At 45.9% G+C, this 19,387-nt stretch carries 20 protein-coding genes and 1 pseudogene; 2 read left to right on the top strand and 19 right to left on the bottom strand.

Annotated features, from left to right (window positions below; all coding sequences use genetic code 11):
* The 12 genes and pseudogenes from tnpA to ACQ4M5_RS08265 form a co-directional block, all read right to left on the bottom strand.
* Positions 1-277 (bottom strand): IS200/IS605 family transposase (tnpA, locus tag ACQ4M5_RS08320; protein ID WP_430675107.1); only part of this gene is annotated, 277 nt, incomplete at its 3' end.
* Between the two features lie 221 nt (positions 278-498).
* The gene (locus tag ACQ4M5_RS08315) at positions 499-1,713 is read right to left on the bottom strand and encodes an MFS transporter (protein ID WP_051077916.1); all 1,215 of its coding nucleotides are present in this window, start codon (positions 1,711-1,713) and stop codon (positions 499-501) included.
* A gap of 83 nt (positions 1,714-1,796) precedes the next feature.
* The gene (locus ACQ4M5_RS08310; RefSeq protein WP_154660854.1) at positions 1,797-1,946 is read right to left on the bottom strand and encodes a hypothetical protein; all 150 of its coding nucleotides are present in this window, start codon (positions 1,944-1,946) and stop codon (positions 1,797-1,799) included.
* A gap of 57 nt (positions 1,947-2,003) precedes the next feature.
* The gene (locus ACQ4M5_RS08305) at positions 2,004-3,221 is read right to left on the bottom strand and encodes an FAD-dependent oxidoreductase (RefSeq protein ID WP_017292219.1); all 1,218 of its coding nucleotides are present in this window, start codon (positions 3,219-3,221) and stop codon (positions 2,004-2,006) included.
* Between the two features lie 45 nt (positions 3,222-3,266).
* Positions 3,267-4,805, bottom strand: a complete 1,539-nt coding sequence (locus ACQ4M5_RS08300) for a phytoene desaturase family protein (protein WP_430675106.1) — start codon at positions 4,803-4,805, stop codon at positions 3,267-3,269.
* 101 nt (positions 4,806-4,906) lie between these two features.
* Entirely contained in the window at positions 4,907-5,248 is a 342-nt protein-coding gene (locus ACQ4M5_RS08295) for a four-helix bundle copper-binding protein (protein ID WP_036047177.1), read from the bottom strand.
* Positions 5,249-5,499: 251 nt separating this feature from the next.
* Positions 5,500-7,148, bottom strand: a pseudogene (locus ACQ4M5_RS08290) (iron uptake porin).
* Positions 7,149-7,400: 252 nt separating this feature from the next.
* Positions 7,401-8,531, bottom strand: a complete 1,131-nt coding sequence (locus tag ACQ4M5_RS08285; RefSeq protein WP_430675104.1) for an ABC transporter permease — start codon at positions 8,529-8,531, stop codon at positions 7,401-7,403.
* A 34-nt stretch (positions 8,532-8,565) separates the two neighbouring features.
* Positions 8,566-9,207 (bottom strand): class I SAM-dependent methyltransferase, encoded by a 642-nt coding sequence (locus ACQ4M5_RS08280; protein ID WP_430675102.1) that lies wholly within the window; start codon positions 9,205-9,207, stop codon positions 8,566-8,568.
* A gap of 86 nt (positions 9,208-9,293) precedes the next feature.
* The gene (locus ACQ4M5_RS08275; protein WP_430675101.1) at positions 9,294-10,400 is read right to left on the bottom strand and encodes an ABC transporter permease; all 1,107 of its coding nucleotides are present in this window, start codon (positions 10,398-10,400) and stop codon (positions 9,294-9,296) included.
* Positions 10,401-10,403: 3 nt separating this feature from the next.
* Entirely contained in the window at positions 10,404-12,332 is a 1,929-nt protein-coding gene (locus ACQ4M5_RS08270) for an ATP-binding cassette domain-containing protein (RefSeq protein WP_430675100.1), read from the bottom strand.
* Between the two features lie 53 nt (positions 12,333-12,385).
* Complete coding sequence (locus ACQ4M5_RS08265) at positions 12,386-13,612, bottom strand: HlyD family secretion protein (protein ID WP_430675099.1); 1,227 nt, start codon at positions 13,610-13,612, stop codon at positions 12,386-12,388.
* A 640-nt stretch (positions 13,613-14,252) separates the two neighbouring features.
* On the opposite strand from ACQ4M5_RS08265, the gene ACQ4M5_RS08260 reads away from it, so the two are divergent.
* Positions 14,253-14,336, top strand: coding sequence for a VOC family protein (locus ACQ4M5_RS08260; RefSeq protein ID WP_430675115.1), 84 nt, complete (start codon positions 14,253-14,255; stop codon positions 14,334-14,336).
* Positions 14,337-14,346: 10 nt separating this feature from the next.
* Here ACQ4M5_RS08260 and ACQ4M5_RS08255 read toward each other — a convergent pair whose 3' ends face one another.
* On the bottom strand, positions 14,347-15,237 hold the full coding sequence (locus ACQ4M5_RS08255; RefSeq protein ID WP_430675114.1) for an IS982 family transposase: 891 nt from the start codon (positions 15,235-15,237) through the stop codon (positions 14,347-14,349).
* A gap of 165 nt (positions 15,238-15,402) precedes the next feature.
* On the opposite strand from ACQ4M5_RS08255, the gene ACQ4M5_RS08250 reads away from it, so the two are divergent.
* Positions 15,403-15,669: a hypothetical protein gene (locus tag ACQ4M5_RS08250; RefSeq protein ID WP_430675098.1), complete on the top strand. Its 267-nt coding sequence runs from the start codon at positions 15,403-15,405 to the stop codon at positions 15,667-15,669.
* 19 nt (positions 15,670-15,688) lie between these two features.
* Here the strand turns inward: ACQ4M5_RS08250 and ACQ4M5_RS08245 are convergent, their stop codons facing one another.
* From ACQ4M5_RS08245 to ACQ4M5_RS08220, 6 genes are all read right to left on the bottom strand, one after another.
* A complete protein-coding gene (locus tag ACQ4M5_RS08245) occupies positions 15,689-16,060 on the bottom strand; it encodes a MerR family transcriptional regulator (protein ID WP_430675097.1) in 372 nt (123 codons plus the stop codon).
* 60 nt (positions 16,061-16,120) lie between these two features.
* Positions 16,121-16,756, bottom strand: coding sequence for a hypothetical protein (locus ACQ4M5_RS08240; protein ID WP_430675096.1), 636 nt, complete (start codon positions 16,754-16,756; stop codon positions 16,121-16,123).
* Positions 16,753-17,484, bottom strand: a complete 732-nt coding sequence (locus ACQ4M5_RS08235) for an IS1 family transposase (protein WP_430675113.1) — start codon at positions 17,482-17,484, stop codon at positions 16,753-16,755. The genes ACQ4M5_RS08240 and ACQ4M5_RS08235 overlap by 4 nt, the downstream gene beginning before the upstream one ends.
* A gap of 31 nt (positions 17,485-17,515) precedes the next feature.
* Positions 17,516-18,646: an ABC1 kinase family protein gene (locus tag ACQ4M5_RS08230; RefSeq protein ID WP_430675095.1), complete on the bottom strand. Its 1,131-nt coding sequence runs from the start codon at positions 18,644-18,646 to the stop codon at positions 17,516-17,518.
* Positions 18,647-18,883: 237 nt separating this feature from the next.
* Positions 18,884-19,174 carry a cation transporting ATPase C-terminal domain-containing protein gene (locus tag ACQ4M5_RS08225; RefSeq protein ID WP_430675094.1) on the bottom strand — a complete coding sequence of 97 codons (291 nt, stop codon included), beginning with the start codon at positions 19,172-19,174 and terminating at the stop codon, positions 18,884-18,886.
* Positions 19,175-19,177: 3 nt separating this feature from the next.
* Positions 19,178-19,378 carry a cation-transporting P-type ATPase gene (locus ACQ4M5_RS08220; protein ID WP_430675093.1) on the bottom strand — a complete coding sequence of 67 codons (201 nt, stop codon included), beginning with the start codon at positions 19,376-19,378 and terminating at the stop codon, positions 19,178-19,180.
* Between the last annotated feature and the right edge of the window lie 9 nt (positions 19,379-19,387).

Below are 19,387 nucleotides of genomic sequence, written 5' to 3'. Positions count from 1 at the left end.
ATTCCTGCTGTAGCAATCGTGACGTGCGACCCTTGATCCGCCTCACGAGATCACTAATAGATTTTGAGGGTGGATACTCAATGTGCATATGCACATGATCCTTACTCACCACACCCTTGAGGATCTTGACATCTTCAGCATCACAAATCTGGATAATTAGTTCTCGACACCGTTTCTGAATCTCGCCTTTGAGAACTGGATATCGATACTTTGTCACCCAGACCAGATGCACTGTCAATCGGGTTACCGTATGGCTACCTCGGCGTTGGTCACTCATGATAGTTTTTCTCTCAAACCTATCACGTTCGCCTATTTCAGCCATCGGGAGGTGTGTAGCAACTAAAGTCTCCCACTGAAGTGGGTAGTTTCGACTAGCGTGCGGGGACAATGAAACAGCAGCAGGAAAGAGAGTAACATCAATAAGCTACTGCCAAAGTGTTGTGGGTTCGGTGTTTTGGAACTTCGGTCTTTCTCAACAGGTATAAACTACACTCCAGCTTAATGGTGTCTCATTCTTTCTTTCCAACCCACAACCAGACCGATGCTCATCAGAAAAACGCCTGCGATCGCGAACGGTGCGCTTGCCTGCCATGCAAATAGCATTCCCCCTAACATCGGACCTCCCACCTGCCCCAGACTACTTGCCGCGTTCTGAATTCCGAGTACCGCTCCGACGTGCTGACCTCCGCGTTTAGAGATTAAAGCTGAAAGATTCGGAGCAACTAACGCCATGCCCAAGGCTAGTAAACCCACAGCCCCTAGAACGAATGGCAGGATTCGGACGAGCAGCAGTAACACGATGCCTAACCCCATTAAACCAAAGCCTAATGCAAGTTGAGCAATAATGTTGATTCTTCGCGATAAAAGATTAACGGCGATCGCTTGAAATACTGCCATAACTGCCCCACAAACCATAAAAGCGAATCCAGTTTGCGTTGGACCATAGCCTAATTTTTCCTGAGCATAAAGTGCAAAGGTTCCTTCAAATATTGCGAGTCCAAACTGTGAAATTAAGGTTAAAGCAAGTAACAGCTTTAGTTTGCTATCAAGATTTTTCCATTTCATTTCCACATTGCGACTAGAAACGGAGGAGACAGTTGAAGGCAACGATTCCGGCAACCATTTTACGGCGGCAAGCAGCGCAAAGAACATGAAAACTGCGGATAAAAAGAACGGAGGTGCATAGTTTTCGATTTTGATGTCGATGAATCCTAGTGTAAAGTGCAAGTCTTCGCGAGTTGTCAATCCTCCCAAAGCTGGTCCTGTAATAATTCCAAGACTTACTGCACTTCCCAGCCATGCCATGCCTCGGTTGCGATCGCGATCAGTCGTTACGTCAGTGACATAAGCTGTTGCAGCGGGCAATGTTGCTGATGATAAAAGACCTCCAATGGCTCTTACAACGTATAGTGTCCACAACGATGTTGCAAAACCAAATAGAATTTGTGAGATCGCAGACCCTGCAATTCCCAGCAACATCAACGGTCGTCTTCCAATCCGATCCGCTTGCTGCCCCCAAAACGGAGCAAAAATTAACTGCATAAAAGCATAGATACTTGATAGCAGCGTAATGTGAAGCGCCATTGTTTCGCGAGAAACTCCCACTGTTCTGTCTAAATGTCTGGCATAGAAGGGAAGAACTGGCAACGTCACTCCGAAGCCAATCATCACGACAAACAGACAGAACAATAGAACAAATAATCTTCTACTCATTGGGCTTTTAGTTTAACAAGGCTAATCACAAAATGGGAGGCAGCAGCGATCTACTAATTTTGAAAAGGGGATTTCTAAACAGGCTAGTGGCAACCACCACCACGACTGCTCCTATGCCCATGTCCACTGTGATGCCCATTAGAGCCACCGTGGTTGTGTCTGCTGTGTCCTTGTCGCTGAAACCAAACTACAGCAACTACAAGCAGTGCAAGTCCTAAAAGCAATCCAAGCATAATAAAGTTCTCCTCGTCGAATGAATTAATAATTCTGCATCTAGATAGAGTTAGAGCTTAACCAATGAGTTCAGCGACTCGAAAGGCAGATGTAATCGCTCCTTCATGCAAGCCGTCTCCCAGATAGGCTCCTACATGATATGTATGGTTCTCTCCATTAGTAGCGACAACTTCATCTCGGTATCGAAAAGATTCAGTCGTATACAACGGCGTGTGATGTTGCTGAATGTGAATGATGCGATCTTTAGCAATTATCTCCTCCAATTGAAACGATAGGAAATGGTGCTGTGGTGACGACGGGATACCGCAAAGCTGATTTAAGCAACCGTTATAGCCCCAGCGGGTGTCTGTTTGGAAGAAATCAAATTCTGTGGGGTATCGAATCCCCTGTTTGTCATACATGGAAGTATCTGTATGAACGATCGTGGTTGCATAATTCGCTTTCCAAGCTGAGAAGCGCTTAATTTCAGCATCAGTTGGATCAGCTAGAAGAGCTATCACTTGATCAGGCGGTGTGGCAAACACAACTTTATCAAACTCCTGCGTTTCGCCATTCGATCGCTCAATTTTCACACTATCTGAGCTTCTGGAAATATTGGCAATCTCCACGTTCAGCCAAACTTTCCCACGAAAGCGCTCTAGAATTTTTTCAATGTATGAATATACTCCACCTTCGACCCTGAGCCAGTTGACTGCAAGGTAATCGCGTAACATTGGAATTGCCAGTTCTGCTGGAAAATTGTCGATCTGATCGAACGGTGTTGAGTAACTGTACATTGTTAACAACTTAAGCCACAGGCTGCCAGTACTGTCGTTCTTTAGATAACGAGATAGTGGTTGGTCGTAGAAATCTTTCATGTCCGCGAATCGTGTTTTTAGCCATAATCCGGCGGAACGAACATAGATGCTATCGAATCGAAGATACTCGATTAAGCGTTGGATGCCAGTGAAGTTTTTCTGGATAGCAACTTCAGATAGAAAATGACCTCCATTTTTAGGAAACAATTCTGAACCGATGTCAACGGGTACTAGTTTCACGTCTAGTTCTTGCATCAGAGCAACGAAGTTGTGAAATGCGGTAGGAAATTCGAGTGGACCACTTTCCAAAACTTCATTGCACTCGGATTGGTTTGGCTTCACATTTTTGTTCAGTGTCCGAATATGTCCTCCTAACATAGGTTGCCGCTCAAACACCGTGACATGATACCCTTGTTTATCAAGCAGGTAGGCTGTAGCCATGCCACTAGCGCCGCCTCCAATGACAGCAATTCTCATAATTGACCTCAAATCAAATGGAATAGGTTAAGTGCGATCGCGGGTTTAGTTGTTGCTCAAGATTGCGTCACCGGATAACCGTTGATAGAGTAATGCTCCTGTCCAAACGGTGGGAGCAAAGCCCGGATATCCTGATGACGCATTGCAAAAGTAAAAATGCTTCAATGAGGATTCATGATTTAAGCGCCCTAAACCCATATTGCGTGGGGTTAGACTGGAACCGTAGGAATTTCCATTGGGGCACCAACAAAAGCGTTCATTGGTAGTAGGGCTGCCCGTCACATGAAAAACCATATGCTTCCTAAAATTCGGTACATACTGCTCTTCCACGACATCTAGAATTGAATCCAAAATTTCCTGTTTTTTCCGGTTATAGGCTGTACGATCGCGTTCTCGTAATTGCTTAAAGTAGTCGTAGTTAGCAACGGTCAGGAATTCGACAATTTGACAATCCTCTGGACAATCTCGATGTGCCTCGGTCAGTAAGGTGGGCGTTGTGATCGCAAAACTAGGATTGGAGAAATCATGGCGCTCATACATCTGAGCAAAGGCTTCGTTCAAATCTTGGTGACCTGTATGCGAGAGATTCCACTTACCAAATCCATAGTCTCGAAGATCAAGGTCTTTGACCACGCAGTAAGCCATATAGTTAGATGCAGAATACTCGTAATTAAGTTTGCGACGCACTTTCTTGGAAAACTTCTCCTCACCGATCATTTTGGCGGCTTTTTTGGGGTCCATATTGCAGATCACGATGGCTCCTGTAAATTCACAGGTTTGATGCGTCGTTAAATCGATCGCTTCAACACCTATAACCGTTTGGTCTATGACCTTAAAATTCGTGACCTCATGGTTGAGCAAGACTCGCCCCCCGTGTGATTCAATCACTTGAACTAACGAATTGATGAAGTGTTCAAAATGTTGGGTTGGGTAAAATGCACCTGCTTGATACCCTCTGAACAAAGCAACCCAGGCATAGAATGAGAGTTGATTGGGCGGCAGTAAAAAATCGAGCCATTGCAGTGCTAACAAGGTTTGGGCAGCTTGTGGTAGCTGAAACTTGTCGAATACGTCTTGAAGGGTGCTGTTGACATACTGAATGGCGCAACCGACTTCACTTGAATGTTTAAGCAGTTCAATCGGTCGGAGTGGAGGAGCGAGTTTTTTCAAGCCTGCCCCTGTCTTTTCGACTTCGTTGATAAATTGGCGAATGCGATCGCGATGGGTAGGAAAGAGTGTTGATAATCGCTGGATTAATTCTTCCGGTTCCGAAGGAATGTCCAACGCATACCCCGGCATCCGCATATGGTCAAAACCATCTGGGTCATACCGTTCAAAGGTTACGTCTTGATCTAGACCTAGTTTTTTAAGTACCCGATTTACAGTTTGCCCTTCGCCGCAATCCCAAACATAGTGAAGTTGAGCATTAAACTGATACGTTTTCGCCATTGTAAAGGTGTGCCCAAAGCCCCCTGGATGTTCATGGGCTTCAAGAATTTGCACAATCTTGCCGGAGTTTGCCATCAACGCACCTAAGACTAATGCTGATAAACCACTGCCGACAATGAGGTAATCCGGTCTCATAGCATGATTCCTCAAACAGTAAGCTATCGTTTGAGCATCTTGCCTGTGATAAGCAGGATGCCCAGATAATAGAATTATTCAGTTACTGTCACTTCTAGCGGTTAAGCTGCCTGTGCCATTGCTCGGCAACTTGCGGCACATTGGCGGCAAGCTTCTGCACAGGTTTTACAGTGAACTGCATGATCACTATGTTTTTCACATTCTTGAGCACAGAGTTCACAGGCTTTTGCACAGGCAAGACAAGCTTCCTGATGGACACTAGAGCCGCGCATCATCAGCCGAGCGCAAATGTCGCACAAATCAGCGCAGTCGTGACAGAGGCGAACACACTCTGCCATCATTGCTGACATCTCTCCGGTCAAGCAGGCAGTCGCGCAAACTTCGCATTCTCGTAAACATTCTAGGCAGTCCTGGATGCAATCATTCACAGTTGCAGTTGTCATAAGACACCTCGCTTAATCTATTTTCAGAACTTCTTAATCGCACGGTAGATTGTTTACCGCACATTCATCAATTTGTCAGAAGAATACGAGAAAGTTATAAAGGTCGCGAAGCATAAACTACTGACAGGACAATTTAATCAGTAAAAATAAAAGCGAGGCAAAATACTATGCCTCGCCGAAGATGGTGTAAATACAAAGGTAATCAATCTTTCCCAACGCTCACCCATCGGATAAGTGCCTAGAAAGCCAACTTAAAATCTGAATGTGGTTCGGATGGTGCCCACATAAATGGTGTCATTGCTTGAATTGTGCTCTGGGTTTGTAATCACAATCACGCCAGGAGTGACGGAAATCTTGTCCGTCAGCGCCAGTCGATAGAATGCTTCTAGATGCAATGAGGTATCGGCATCTTCACGAGCAGCAATGTCACTGCGAATGACTTTAGGCTGTTGACCAATCACCAAGCCAGCTAAATTCCCTTTCTTCCCTAAGTCGGGTAACGACAAGGTCGCAGCCCAGTTGAAAATGGTTGCATCACTGCCTCGTGCCACTAGCGCAGAGGAAGATTCGGCGTTTGCAAGAACCCAACCGACTTCACCGCCTAAAATGAATCGAGGACTGAGGCGGAAACTGACTTCTGCCCCGAAAGAATTGGCAGACGCTGCGATCCCACTGCCAAATGGAGAATTCGCAAAGGTGCTTCCGACACCTACATTAAGACGATTGTAGGAGTTGATATAAAGTAGATTGATGCCCAGTGCTTGTGTGGGTCGTAGCGTAAGTTGAGCGATCGCGCCATAGGGACCGCTGAATACTCCACGACCGACACTCGGATCGCTCGCTGTTGCATCACTCGCAAGATACGCCAATGATAATCAGAGTTGCTGAAATTGTAGGTTAAACCTGCACCTGCACCCACTGCTTGCCGATAAATCGGATTAAAGCGTCCAAACCGGGAAATAGCACCTGTCCCAGTACTCTCAAAAGCCCGATTCAAAGGGAAAATCAAATCGACTGCTGATTCAAGCCCAGTTGTTCCCACGTAGGCAGTCAATTTCTCATTTACTGGGAAACGATAGTAAAGTTTATCGATGCCCAGCTGATTATTGACACCGGATTCATAGCTCAATCGGGTCATATTAGTGCCCGTGACACCAGCAAGGTTAGGAATATTTCCTGCATTCAGACGAGTGAACAACAAATCCCGACCATTAAAGCTGGTATTGAGAGAAAGACGAACTCGATTTGCGAGAACCGTATTTGCATTCAAATCGGTACCATTAGCGGCTCTATCTCCAAATGCGTCTGCTAAAGCGAAAATTGCTTCCCCTAATAACTTCGTAGTCGTAGAGAACTGCTGTTTTTCTAAAGTGGTCGCCCGCGCCTCTAGCGCATCGACCCGACCTCGCAGGGTTGCCAGTTCTGCCGCAAATTCTTCTTGCAGCTTTTGCAGGGTTGCCAAATCTTCTTTCTTGACTAAATCAGCCGTAGCCGCAGCAATTAGTTCATTAATACGATCGAGACAAGCATTCAAGCCTGCTGCAAACTCATAGCGTGTTAAAGCACGATTGCCACGATAGGTTCGGTCGGTATACCCTGCGATGCAACCATACCGCTCAACTAGGGATTGCAATGCTTGGAATGCCCAATCGGTTGGACGAACATCAGATAGCTGAGACACCGAAGTAACTTGACTGAGGGAATTGCTAGTCATTCCTTCGGAGTATTGAGAAACAGTTTCGAGTGCGTCAGTAGAGTTTTCTACGATCGCTTCTGGTTCGTTCGGATTTAGTTGAGGCGGAGAAACCTCAGCAGCGAAGCTACTGCTTACCAATGTCAACGTTGCACCAAAAACAATTGATCCAACTCTAGTTAAGTCTATGAAAGTCTTTTGCACCATTCACCCTCACACAAATTAGCAGACGTAATCGTTTTGTCTGGAGGTAGTATCTATTACAACTAGCTCCATACACTAGAGTCTCAGAGACTTATGAAATCAGAATGAAATATGAAATTTGAGTGGTTAATTTTTGGTTAATTTGGATTCAGGCTAGCGATCGCTCTAGGTGGAAGTTGTCCATTACATGAATAGTACGTGCAGCGAAGTTAATCTCCTCGAAACAGCACTATCTTCAGCGTTCTATCTTGGTTGTTAAGAAAGCTGCTTCCGAAATTGTCCAATACTCACTGCTAAGAAAATAGCCGCAAAGAGCATTAATGCCAACACATGAAGCCAAAGCATCTCTAACCCGATTCCTTTGAGTAGAATGCCTCGGAGAATCTGCACGAAGTGCCTGAGAGGATTGAGCCAAGATAGAGCGCGAAAGAAGGGTGGCATACTTTCCACCGGAGCGATCGCGCCCGAAAGTTGAATTAATGGAATATTGATAAAAAATGCCGTCAACACAACTTGCTGCTGATTTCGGGCGATCGTTGCCAGCATAATTCCGATTCCAATTCCGACAAATAAATACAAACCCGAAAGCAGCAAAAGTAAGGGGAAATTGCCTCGCACGGGTAAGCCGAACACTAACCGAGCTATCCCTAATGCCAGCAGCATCGTTCCCATTAGCAACACAAATAGCGGTACAATTTTTGCAACCAAGATCTCCCATATTGCGGCTGGAGTCATGAGCAACTGTTCCAGCGTTCCAGTATCCTTCTCACGGATCACAGTCAGTGCAGAAACTAGGGAACTGACAAGTGTGATTGAGATGCCGATCACACCTGGCACAAAGAACCAACTGCTGATTAAACCAGGATTATATAGAAACGTATGGGCAGGACGTACTAAAGGTGGCGTTGAAGTGGGCAATAGTTGGCGACCATACTGCTGAATGATGCGAAGCATATATCCACTTGCAATGCCAGCCGTGTTTGCATCAACTCCATCTACTAGGAGTTGTAAATCTGCTGATTTATTCTGAGTCAACTGCCGTTTAAACTCTGGTGGAATGACCAACCCAATTGTTACATTCCCCTTTCGTACCTGTTGACCCAGTTCTTCTTGACTCGGTGAGAATTGTTTTGCCACAAACACCTGATTCTCGGTTAACGCGGAAACCAGTTCTCGACTTTCGGGCACATTAGCATAATCGACAATGCCTAAATCGATCTTGTTGATATCGGGATTCAGGGCAAAGCCGTAGAGCATGATTTGCAGAATTGGCGCGATCGTCAACAGGACAACAATCTCCTTATTTTGAAGAATTTGCTGAATTTCCTTGATAGCAAGCGCCAGAAAGGAACTGGAGATGAAGCGACGGAGAACTTTAACTAACATTGGGAAGACGGCTGATAGGATAGAGAAAGGCTTGTTATGTTTGGTCGGGCTTCATAAAGTTCACTGTAAAAGCGAACCAGTTGCCATAATATTGATCGAACTGAAATCCCGCAGCTTCAGCTAAACGGCGTACAGTTCCATAGAATTGATAGTGAGGGTCTGGAATGACCTCTGTTATGGAAAGCAAGCCACCCGGTTTCAGAGCAGCAAATATGTGTTGGAGTGCTGCCTCGCGATCAGGAATTTCACCTAAGACAGTTACTAGCAATGCACGATCGAACGTATTCTGCTCAAGTTCACTCTGATCAATTCGGCTAAAGAACGTCCGAACGTTGGTCAAGTTCTTTACAGCGATCCGTTTTTCCACTTCTTTCAGCATTGCTAGCTGACCATCCAGTGCAACGACTTCACCATTGGGTAAAACTCTCTCAGCCGCAGGAATACTGATACGACCTGGTCCGCATCCCACATCTAGGATTTTTATGCCGGGAGCCAGATTGAGACGGTCTAGAATCAGTGAACTGCCAGCAACAGCATCCATATATGGATTTTCTAAAAAACTACTTAGCCAGGGCGGGCAAGGTAAAAAGCGCAAGCGCACGGCTCCCCGCCACCAAAGACCAATTACCAGTAATAGCGTGATTAGAACTGTCGTATTTAACAAAATCGCTTTCATCTTTCTCTATACCTTTAAGTTTTTGAATTTAGTTACTATACGTAGGGTGAGTAGGCAAAGCTGAAACTTCAAACCTTATCAATGCTTTAATCTGGTAACTGCATCTTATGCAAAGCTCGGTTTGCAATCAAGAAGAAAAGCAATCCCAAAACAACAAGCATTACCATTGAGAACCAAATACCGAGCCATCCAGTTCCGCGCACAAAGGCATCACGGCTGATTTGAATGAAGTAACGGGCTGGAACAATGTCAGCGAGGTGAACTAGCGGAAAGGGAATGTTTTTGACTGGATAGATGAAGCCAGACAACAACAATGCGGTCATGAAGCCAATTAAGGAAATCGCTTGAATCGTTGCAATTAAATCTTTTGCCCGTGATCCGATCAGTAGACCAAACATCACGCTAGTTCCTATATAAAGAGGAGTGCCAATCAAAAGCGGCAATGGATCTCCAGCAAATCCTAGTTGAAAAATGAACGAGCCAATGAGCATCAAAACCAGCGCTTCACCAAGACCTACCAAAAGGTAAGCGAATCCTTTACCAATCAAGAGTTCGGTGGCAGTCATGCTGGAGGCATAGACCTGAACAATGTTCCCTTTTTCTTTCTCGCGCACCATTGCCATTGCTGCTAGGATACCGGGAAACACCCAGAGAAGAAACCCAAAAACTCCTGGTACAATGTAGAGCGATTCCTTGCGCCCTGGATTAAACCAAAGACGAAGACGGGGTTTAAGCGGATTACTTGTAGTTTCTAGCCCAGCACTAGCCAGAAAGAACGTTGTGGTAGCGTGAATGCTATTTTGGATCACTCTGGCGTTATTAGTGTCCGTACCATCGATCAAAACCTGAATATCGCTGCCACGACCCGATTGAATCTGACGGCTGAAGTCTGGGGGAATGATCACAACAGCTTTGGCAAAGCCATGATCCAATGCGTGAATTGCGGGGTCGCCTCCGGGCCATTGTGTCGCTGTGAACTGATTCGTTGCGAAGATGCGCTCAATGTAGCTGCGGCTGAGGGGAGTGTTGTCCAAATCTTGAACCACTAGAGGAATGTTTTTGACCTCTAGCCGAATGGCGAAGCTGAGAATCAGCAACGAGATTAGGGGCAACAGAAAAGCCAACGCGACGGTGAGGTGATCGCGCCGGAATTGGGCTAATTCTTTGAGGCACTGGCTCCAAATTCGTTTCATGGCTCACCTCTCGATCGCACGTTGGACAATTCCAATAAAGGCATCTTCCAGAGAGAAGGGAATCGTTCGGAAACGGCGGATTGCTAGATCAGCATCCTGAAGCAGGGCACGAATCTGAGGTAAGTCTTGATCTAAATTATTCAAAACTAGATGAAGGCGATCGCCAAACAGGGAAACTCGCCACGGTTCCAAATGCAGTTTCAGCAGATCAGAGGCGGTTTGAGCTTGATCAATCACGAGTTCAACGAGTTGACCTGGCTGCTCGGCTTTGATTTGGCTAGGAGAACCTTGAGCAACAACCTCACCTGCAACCATAAAGCCCATGCGATGGCAATGTTCCGCTTCTTCCAGATAATGAGTCGTAACGAGCACGGCAGTCCCCTGACGAGCAAAGTCTTCAATCAAACGCCAGAACTGACGACGCGCTAGTGGATCAACACCGGAGGTCGGTTCATCTAGAAACAAAATTTCCGGTTCGTGCATCACCGAGGCTCCAAAAGCAACCCGTTGCTTCCAACCGCCGGGTAGCCGTCCCGTAATCATGTCTTCCTGACCCACTAAACCACAAGTTGCTAAAACCCAATCAATCCTACTGCGTCGTTGGGAAGTTGGCACCCCATACACCCCGCAGTAAAATTCCAAGTTTTGCACAACACTCAGATCGTCGTAAAGGGTAAACTTCTGGCTCATGTAGCCAATGCGTCGCCGTACTTCTGGATTTCGTAAATTGTTGCGCTGTCCTGCCAAAATCACTTCTCCGCTAGTGGGAGACAGTAACCCACAGAGCATCTTAATCGTGGTAGTTTTCCCTGCTCCGTTTGCTCCTAACAATCCGTAAATCTCTCCATACTGAATCTCTAGTTCCACCCCTTTCACAGATTGGAATGTGCCAAAGGTTTTTTTGAGATTATGAGCAGCGATCGCCAGGTTTGAAGTTTGAGGGTTTGAACTGGATCTGGAATGCTTTCTAAGTGAGCGTGGAAAGGGAATAAACGGCGGATCAGAGCCTTGTTGTCTGAGGCGACTAACGAAGACATTTTCTAGGGTTGTCTCGGTTTGTTGAATGGTAATTTGTAAGTTGTGCTGACGAAGGGCTGACTGAATTTGAGCTTTGTCGGTTTGGGCGTTTTTGACTAAGACATCTAGGCGATCGCCAAAGGTTTGCACATCCTGAATTCCTGTCGTATTACTGGATGCAAGGTCTAATAACGTTTGCTCTGTGAGAGTGATATCATCACTCCGCACTTCTAATCGCTGCAAACCTAAATTAGCCCTGAGTTCAGCCAGAGTTCCGGTTTGCTGAATCTGCCCCTCGTACATTAAAGCAATTCGATGACAGCGTTCTGCCTCATCCAGATAAGGCGTGGCAACCACGATCGTCACTCCTTCCTTCGAGAGCGCTGCGAGTACATCCCAAAACTCTCGTCGAGAGACAGGATCAACCCCCGTAGTAGGTTCATCCAATAGCAGCACCTGGGGTTGAGAGACTAGAGCACAGCAGAGAGCTAACTTCTGCTTCATCCCCCCCGAAAGTTGCCCTGCTAGGCGGTTCCCGAACCTGTCTAGATTCATCAATTTCAAGTATTTTGCTCGTCGCTCTTGAAAGGCGCGATCGGGAACTTGCCGCAAGCCAGCGACATAGCGAAGATTTTCATCGATGCTGAGATCAAGGTACAGGGAGAATTGCTGGGTCAGATAACCCGTTTCTAGTCGAGCATTCCGAGGAGAACGGCTGAGAACCTGAACGTTTCCCGTTGTTGCTTCCATCACCCCTGCCAGGATCTGAAACGTGGTTGTTTTGCCCGCTCCGTCTGGTCCGATCAAGCCAAAAATCTCTCCTGCGTATACTTCAAAGTCAATTCCCCGCACGGCTGCCAAGCGACCGTAGCGCTTATGTAATTTTTGGACTTGAATGACCGCTATAGATCTCAAGGAAGAGGATGCAAATGAAGAATTGTGTTCACTTAGCGCCAAACTCATGAAGCTTACCTCGACTCTGTGAGGATGGTGGCATCTGCGGGCATTCCAGGTTTGGCAAAGCCAGATGGATTATCAATTTGGAGTTTCACACCAAAAACTTGTTGAACGCGATCGTCGCGGAAGTAAATGTTTTCTGGTGTGAACGAGGCTTGTGGATCGATCGCGGCAACCCTGGAGGGCAAGGGTTGATTGGGATCGGAATCCAGAAATACAGTTGCTTTCTGACCGACTCGCACCTTGCCAATGCTGCCCTCTGGAATGAAGCCCCTCAGATAGACGGTATTAAGATTCACAACGGACAGCAAAGTTCTGCCACTACCTACGACTGCTCCCGGCTCCACACTGCGAGCAGTCACGACACCGTTAATTGGGCTAACGACATTCAGATACCCAAGTTGTGCCTGAATCTGCTGAGTTGCTGCCTGAGCATTTTTGACTTCTGCTTGAGCCGCTTTCAATTGAGCATAAGCCTGTTGTCGCTGTTGCAACAGTCCAGAGACTTGAGCATTGCGGATGCCAGGATTCAAGCTAGAAGTCTGTGCTTGAGTCAAACCGCCACGAGCTGCATCGACTTGCTTTTGGTTAGCTTCTACGGTGGCTTGAGCCGCTTCGTAATTAGTCTGGGCTTGATCGAACTGCTGCTTAGTCACTGCACCATCTCGCACCAGTTGAGCAAAGCGATCGCGGTTAACTCGCGCTAAATTCAACTGCGCCTGTGCTTGTTTCAATTGCGCCTCTGCCGCCGCCACCGTAGATTGTGCTTGAAAAATACGTCCCGATTGCTCACCCTCAGATTGTTCTAGGGTCAATTGAGCTTGTTGAATCTGGCTGTCAACCACTTGAATCTGTAGACGAGCCTGCTGCTCTTGTTGCTGGGCAGCCGTAATCCGAGCTTGTGCACCGCGCAATTGGGCTTGAATTTCGTCGTCATTCAGGCGGGCGACTACCTGCCCCATTTTCACTTGATCGCCTTCCCGCACAGCGATGTAGTTGACCCGACCTCCAATCTTGGCACCGATGTCGGTTTGATAGCCTTCGATGCGACCGCTCAACTGAAGGTCGGCTGGTTTGGGACGGGAGAGAAAATACCAGGTCGTGAGTCCAGTAGCAGCGATCGTAAGTCCTGTACCTATTAGCACCCGTTTTTTCCAAGGTGATTTTGATGACTGCTCAGAATCAGGCAAGTCAGGCAAAGCGGTTTTTTCTGAAGGTTTTGGAAGTAGTTGAGTCATGACATAATAACCTTCTCAATACAGCTTTAATTTTTTGAGTTCCAATACCCTAGCTTTGCAAAAGAATCCGAGAAAGTTATGAGTAACACTAGATTGGCGGAAACTGATACACTTCTTTATTTCTCTTTACTTGAGCAACATTGATGAATTGCACAGAGGAACACTGAAAGCTTCCAGATTAATTTCTTGATACATCAGTAGTTGGGACGCTCTCTAAATTAGCTCTCTGAGTCGAATGTTTTTCAATTCGTTTCACATTTCATCTTGATTTCATTCTGATCTGCAATAGTTAAAAATGGAAAACATTAAAATGTGATTCTTGCTGTTCAAACACATCCATGTACAGCGTTGAACTAAGATTCTGAGATTATCGCTTCGGTAGGAAGCTTGCTCGGATCTAAGCTTTGCAGCATGACCTGAGAACTATTTAATTATGAATATAACGGGTTCATGATAATAACGATTTGTATTTTTTAGACTATCGGCTGACTATCATCTGATTTCCAAAAATAAAGAGGTGGGCAATTGAAGTTGCGCGGTCTAACCAGATACAGCAAGACCTAATGGCATAGGCTGCCATTCTCGCAGTGAAAAGAACACGACAAGATCTTATCAGGAGATTTGTAGGAGGGTTATCAGTATGCAGTTCGGACACGTCATTATCTTTGTTGAAGATGTGGCTGCAACCATAGCTTTCTATGAAAAAGCCTTCAATTTAACGTGAGTTCGACGAGCTAAAAGATGGCAGGAGGCAGGGCAGGTAAACCCTTGGGCTGCAAATCGAGCGCAGGTAACTTGGGCTGATAGGTGTACGCAATCAAGCCTGCTAGCAGGTTAACGAGGAAATTCCAGCCACTGCGATGCCGCGAATGCTCGATCTGGCAAATGTTTTTCAGTTGGTCATTTACCGACTCAATCAGAGATCGCTTTCTCAGCAAAATCTTGTCAATCAGCTTGACGAGCTTCTGTTTCATGTTGCGCTTGCGTTTGGTAATCAGTTGTAGACCCCGTTCGTAGAGTTCTTCAAACAACTTCTGAGAAATGTATCCTCGATCGCCAAACAGCTTGCCAAAAATACCTTCGGTCATTTCAGGCAGGGGTTGACGGTCATCGGTGTTGGCTGGAGTCAATTTGAAGGCAAGTAACTCCCCGTATTCATTGATAATCAGATGCAACTTGAAGCCAAACTTCCATCCAGTTGAGCTTTTACCCCATCCGACTTGGTGCTTAAACACCTGATGGCTGTGGGCGCGGGCGGGATGACAAACCTCAATTGGGGTCGAATCGACAAAGGCAATGCCCGTCATCTCGCCTCTGCGGGTGTTGAGAAAGCAGCACAACAGCATCAAGCACCACGGCATCAATTCGACAAAGCGACTGTAACTGACTAAGTTCGGAAAAGCGTTGCGCCAGTGCGGTAACACTGTCAGGGTGTAGAAGTCCTTGAAGGTTCTAGCACCGGAACCATGAAAGGCAATCACGATGGTCATCACCTCACTCAAGCGCAAGCGGGACTGGCAGCGCTTCTCTCCTGGCATTGAGGGCAATTGGGGTTGATCAGACCAGGTCGATTCAAACATTTGGCAGAAATCATCGACTTCGCAGAAGATCGCTGTCACATCCAGGCGCGATACGATTGGTTCCATAAGCTGGGACTTGAAAGAATATTTCAACAACTCTTTCAAACGTAGTCTCAGCTTTTCTTTTGCGCTACTTCACCCTGTCGAACTCACGTCAATTTAACTGGAAGCCTGGTCACTACAGAATTTGCTGAAATAGAAACGGGTAGCGTGAAGTTGGTATTTGGCACTCATCAGTTGGGGCAAGTCAAATTACCAGGATTGCCTTTCAGTATGGGGCGCTTCTTGCCGCCTCCGAGGTGTCAAATTTCGTTTACTGCTGTTGATGTAGAAAGTGCCTATAGGCAAGCAGTTCAGGCAGGCGCAACGGAGGTAATGGAACCACACGTCATGCCTTGGGGACAGACTGTTTCAAAAGTGCGAGATCTCAATTATGTATTAGTTTCGATCGTCAGTCCATTTGAAAATCAAGCATGAAATGTTGTATTTGCTATTTCTAATGGTCGTTCCAAGCAGCGATCGCAGTTGCAAATTCAGCTTGTAAAAACCGCAACTGCAAGATTCGGCAGTCAATTTCCTGGAGCAGGGTTTCTAGCTTCTGTTTGTCTGTTTCGCTAGGACATTTGCATTGCTCACAAATTTGCAGCAATTCTTTAATTTCCTGAAGGTTTAAGCCTAGAATCTGAGCACCTTTAATTAGCATCAGACGATCGAACACTTCAGGGGAAAACAGACGAAAGCCACCACGACTACGAATAGGCGGTTTCAACAATCCAAGCTCGTCGTAATAACGAAGTGTTTTAATCGGGACACCGCTTTGAATAGCGACTTGACCAATCCGAAGGAACTTTGATTTTCTAGAAAGCATTGCTACCTCCAACCTACTTCGTGCGGATTTATGTATCTGTGTGCTTGAAAACTAACTGGACTAGTGTTTTGAGCGAAGAGTACCCCAGATCAGATAAATTCCGAATGTGCTGGCTGCAATGAATCCAACTGTGAAGAAATAACCTGCCCATTTCTCCCAATTGGCTGGATGATAAATCAACATTAAAACTGCCAGACTATTAATTAAAGCAGCCGTAATAATGCTCAACACAATCCGGTTCGTAAGCCGTTCACATCGGCGCACAATTGGTTCAATGTTGGTCAACTGTGTATTAATCCGCAGATTGCCATGTTCCAGTTCACCAACAATATACTTTAATTTTCGTGGTAACTCCACTCCCCACTGAGCAGCATACAAACTGGCTTCACCGATCCGCTGTGCCCAAAGAGTTGGGGAATATTGCCGAAGTAGCAATTTCTCAACATAGGGCATCAATAATGTTGTGATGCTAACAGATGGGTCAAGGTCTGCAACTACTCCCTCATTGATCATTCCTGCCTTGAAAAATAAACTCAAGTTTGATGGCAACTGTAAGTGATGACGGCGCACAATCTCCAAGATATTGTTAAGAACCCTACTGATTGAGATTTCTCCCAGTGGCTGCCCATAGTAGCGAGAAATCAAATATTGGGTAGTGCCTTTTAGGAAATGCTGTAGAAAATAGGCTGATTTCATGCAAACATGTGTCGGCATTGCTCATTGTAGTAGTGGATGAAGTTCCAGATGGCAGCAATATGATTGTTGACATCCTTCGAGAACGATAAAGTTTTCCGCACTAACCGAGACACTCGTTGTCTTAAAGTGTTGTTGAAGCGCTCAATATAGCTCGTCAATCCACTTGCTTTTTCCACGGCATGATGTCGGTTGCTTGGCAAGGCAACGGGGTAAGATGTCCAAAAATCGGTATGGCACACAGCGCACTGACGATAGACCGGAGGCAAGGAGTCCCATAAAGCTTTCGCAGATTCTCCAGAACGATCACCGATATAGCATCCAACGATTTCACGGGTTTCAGCATCCAACGCCAACCAGATCCAGAATTCATGGTCTTTGTCCTCTACAAATGACCACAGTTCATCCATTTGCACGGTCAATCGCTTTTGCGGCTTGGGTTGCACTTGCACCTGGCGAGAAACGGTTGCATAGTAAGCATTAACAAACTGCTGGAGCCAGCTTTCACTCACTCGCAAGCTTCGAGCAATCCCAACCAGTGGGATCTTCTCTCGCAGCATTCGCTCAATAGTTGATTTCGTGTCATCGCTAATTCGTCTCCACTTGGGATTTTCCACAAACTGCCGTCCACAGTCCCGACATTTATAGTTCTGGTTACCGTGCCGAGTCGTTCCGTTTTTATTGATATCGTGTGAGCCGCAGTTCGGACAGGTTAGTAAGGGTTTGATCATCAAGAGTCAGTCAAGTCAATCTCCTTTTCTATTATCGCTTCCTCTCTTTTCTACGTCCTTCCCTATAAAGCACTACCAAATATTGCAAGTCTCGCCGTAACAAGGAGCGGTCTACTGTTTGTTGGGCGAAACCAAGCTCTAGGAAGGCGTCCACTAAACGATCGGCATCTTGACTAATCACTGCTAGAAGTATTCCCGCAAGGTGTTCTTGAGTCTGTGAGTCTAGGCTACCCACCATGCCGAAATCAATTAATCCAATTCGTCCGTTGGGTTCAATGAAAAAATTGCCTGGATGCGGATCTGCATGGAAAAAGCCGTCCTCGAAGACCATTTGCAGATTCAGTTGGGCAATTTGTTCAGCCAGTGTCTTGCGGTTAATTCCAGCCGCATTTAGAGCGGATAAATCGCTAACTTTAATTCCTCGAATGCGTTCCATTGTTAGCACCCGTGAAGTTGTGGATTCCCAAAAAATTCGCGGGATATGAACATTTGGATTGTGAGCGAAATTTTTAGCAAAGCGTTCAGCGTTTCGTCCTTCACGTAAGTAGTCTAGTTCCGATCGAAGAGTTTGCGCGAATTCCTGAGCCAACCCAATCACATCGTACTGCTTGGCAAGTTCCCAACGATAACTAGCACTAACTGCTAGATTTTGTAGAATTTCTAGATCCTCTTCAACCTGCTCAACAATCCCAGGTCGGCGTACCTTGACGACAACTTCTGTTCCATCATGCAGCGTTGCTGTGTAAACTTGACCAATTGAGGCTGCCGCGATCGGAGTAGGATCAAATGTTGCAAACACAGCATTGATTGGTTTTCCTAGTTCTTCTGCCAAGATGTCCTCCATTGCATTGGTTAGGACAGGTAAGGCTTGATCTTGAAGTTTGGCAAACTCAGCCTGATACTCAGGTGTCAGCAGGTCAGCGCGTGTAGAAAGAATCTGCCCCAACTTAATGAAGGTTGGACCTAATTCCTCAAATGCCATACGGATATGTTCAGGCTGAGTGTAAGGCTCTGTCCGGCGGGAATGACCCAGTAATCCCTGATGAAAAGGAACAAAGCGTTCTAATCCGAGGATGCCAACAAAATACCCAAGCCCATGACGAGCAACAATGTTAGCAATTTGGCTATATCGGTTGAAGTGAGAATTTTTAGAGCGTCCCATGACTAGTCCATAGCAGGAGCCTGGTTAAAACCGCTTCTTAGGTGATCTAGAAATGACCAGGATTTAAATGGATGATTCCAGCAAAATGGCAGACGGCTAAACAGGCTATGAACATGACTACTGTTCCAAGCAGACGATTGATCCAAATCAAGAAGTTGCTATGTTTTTTCTGTTGATTAAACGTTACCGAAGCTTCTGCAAGATTGTGTTCATGCATTGAGTTAACCTCTAAAAATTTCAAAACTTGACTCGTTGATAGAAGCGCTTCATAGTATCTGCCACTACAATATAAACTATAATAATTATGCCTATCAGTAAGAAAAACGAGATAGGCATAAGTTGAAAATTAAACGGGGTCGCTAGTGGAGTAAATGGCATAAGGAGCGTGCCTCCTGCAACTAGCAGGGTTGCAATTAATAAAAGTCTGCCAGGTTGACTTTTGAAGAATGGCTTGCGAGTGCGAATCACCAGTACAATCATCGAAGCAGAAATGACCGATTCAATAAACCATCCAGTTCTAAGCAGCAAAGATCAGAATGAGGATATCAGACTTTTGAACCGTGCCAATAGCAACATGAGGATGGATGATCGCTGTTTAGGTTTGAGCCAATTAAACCCGTAGCGAGTAAGCGGTCGTGCTACCTCGTCATTCATTAGCCCATTCGAGGTAGTTTGCAATCGTTGAAGCAATTCCTCAATCGAACTATTAAAAAGCAGTGCAGGGTGATTCATTTACTTCCT

It is taken from the genome of Leptolyngbya sp. AN10, assembly GCF_050565645.1.
In the GTDB taxonomy this organism is placed as follows: Bacteria; Cyanobacteriota; Cyanobacteriia; order Leptolyngbyales; family Leptolyngbyaceae; genus Leptolyngbya.
The sequence above is the reverse complement of the archived record's forward strand: the minus strand, read 5'-3'. Positions and strand labels throughout refer to the sequence as shown.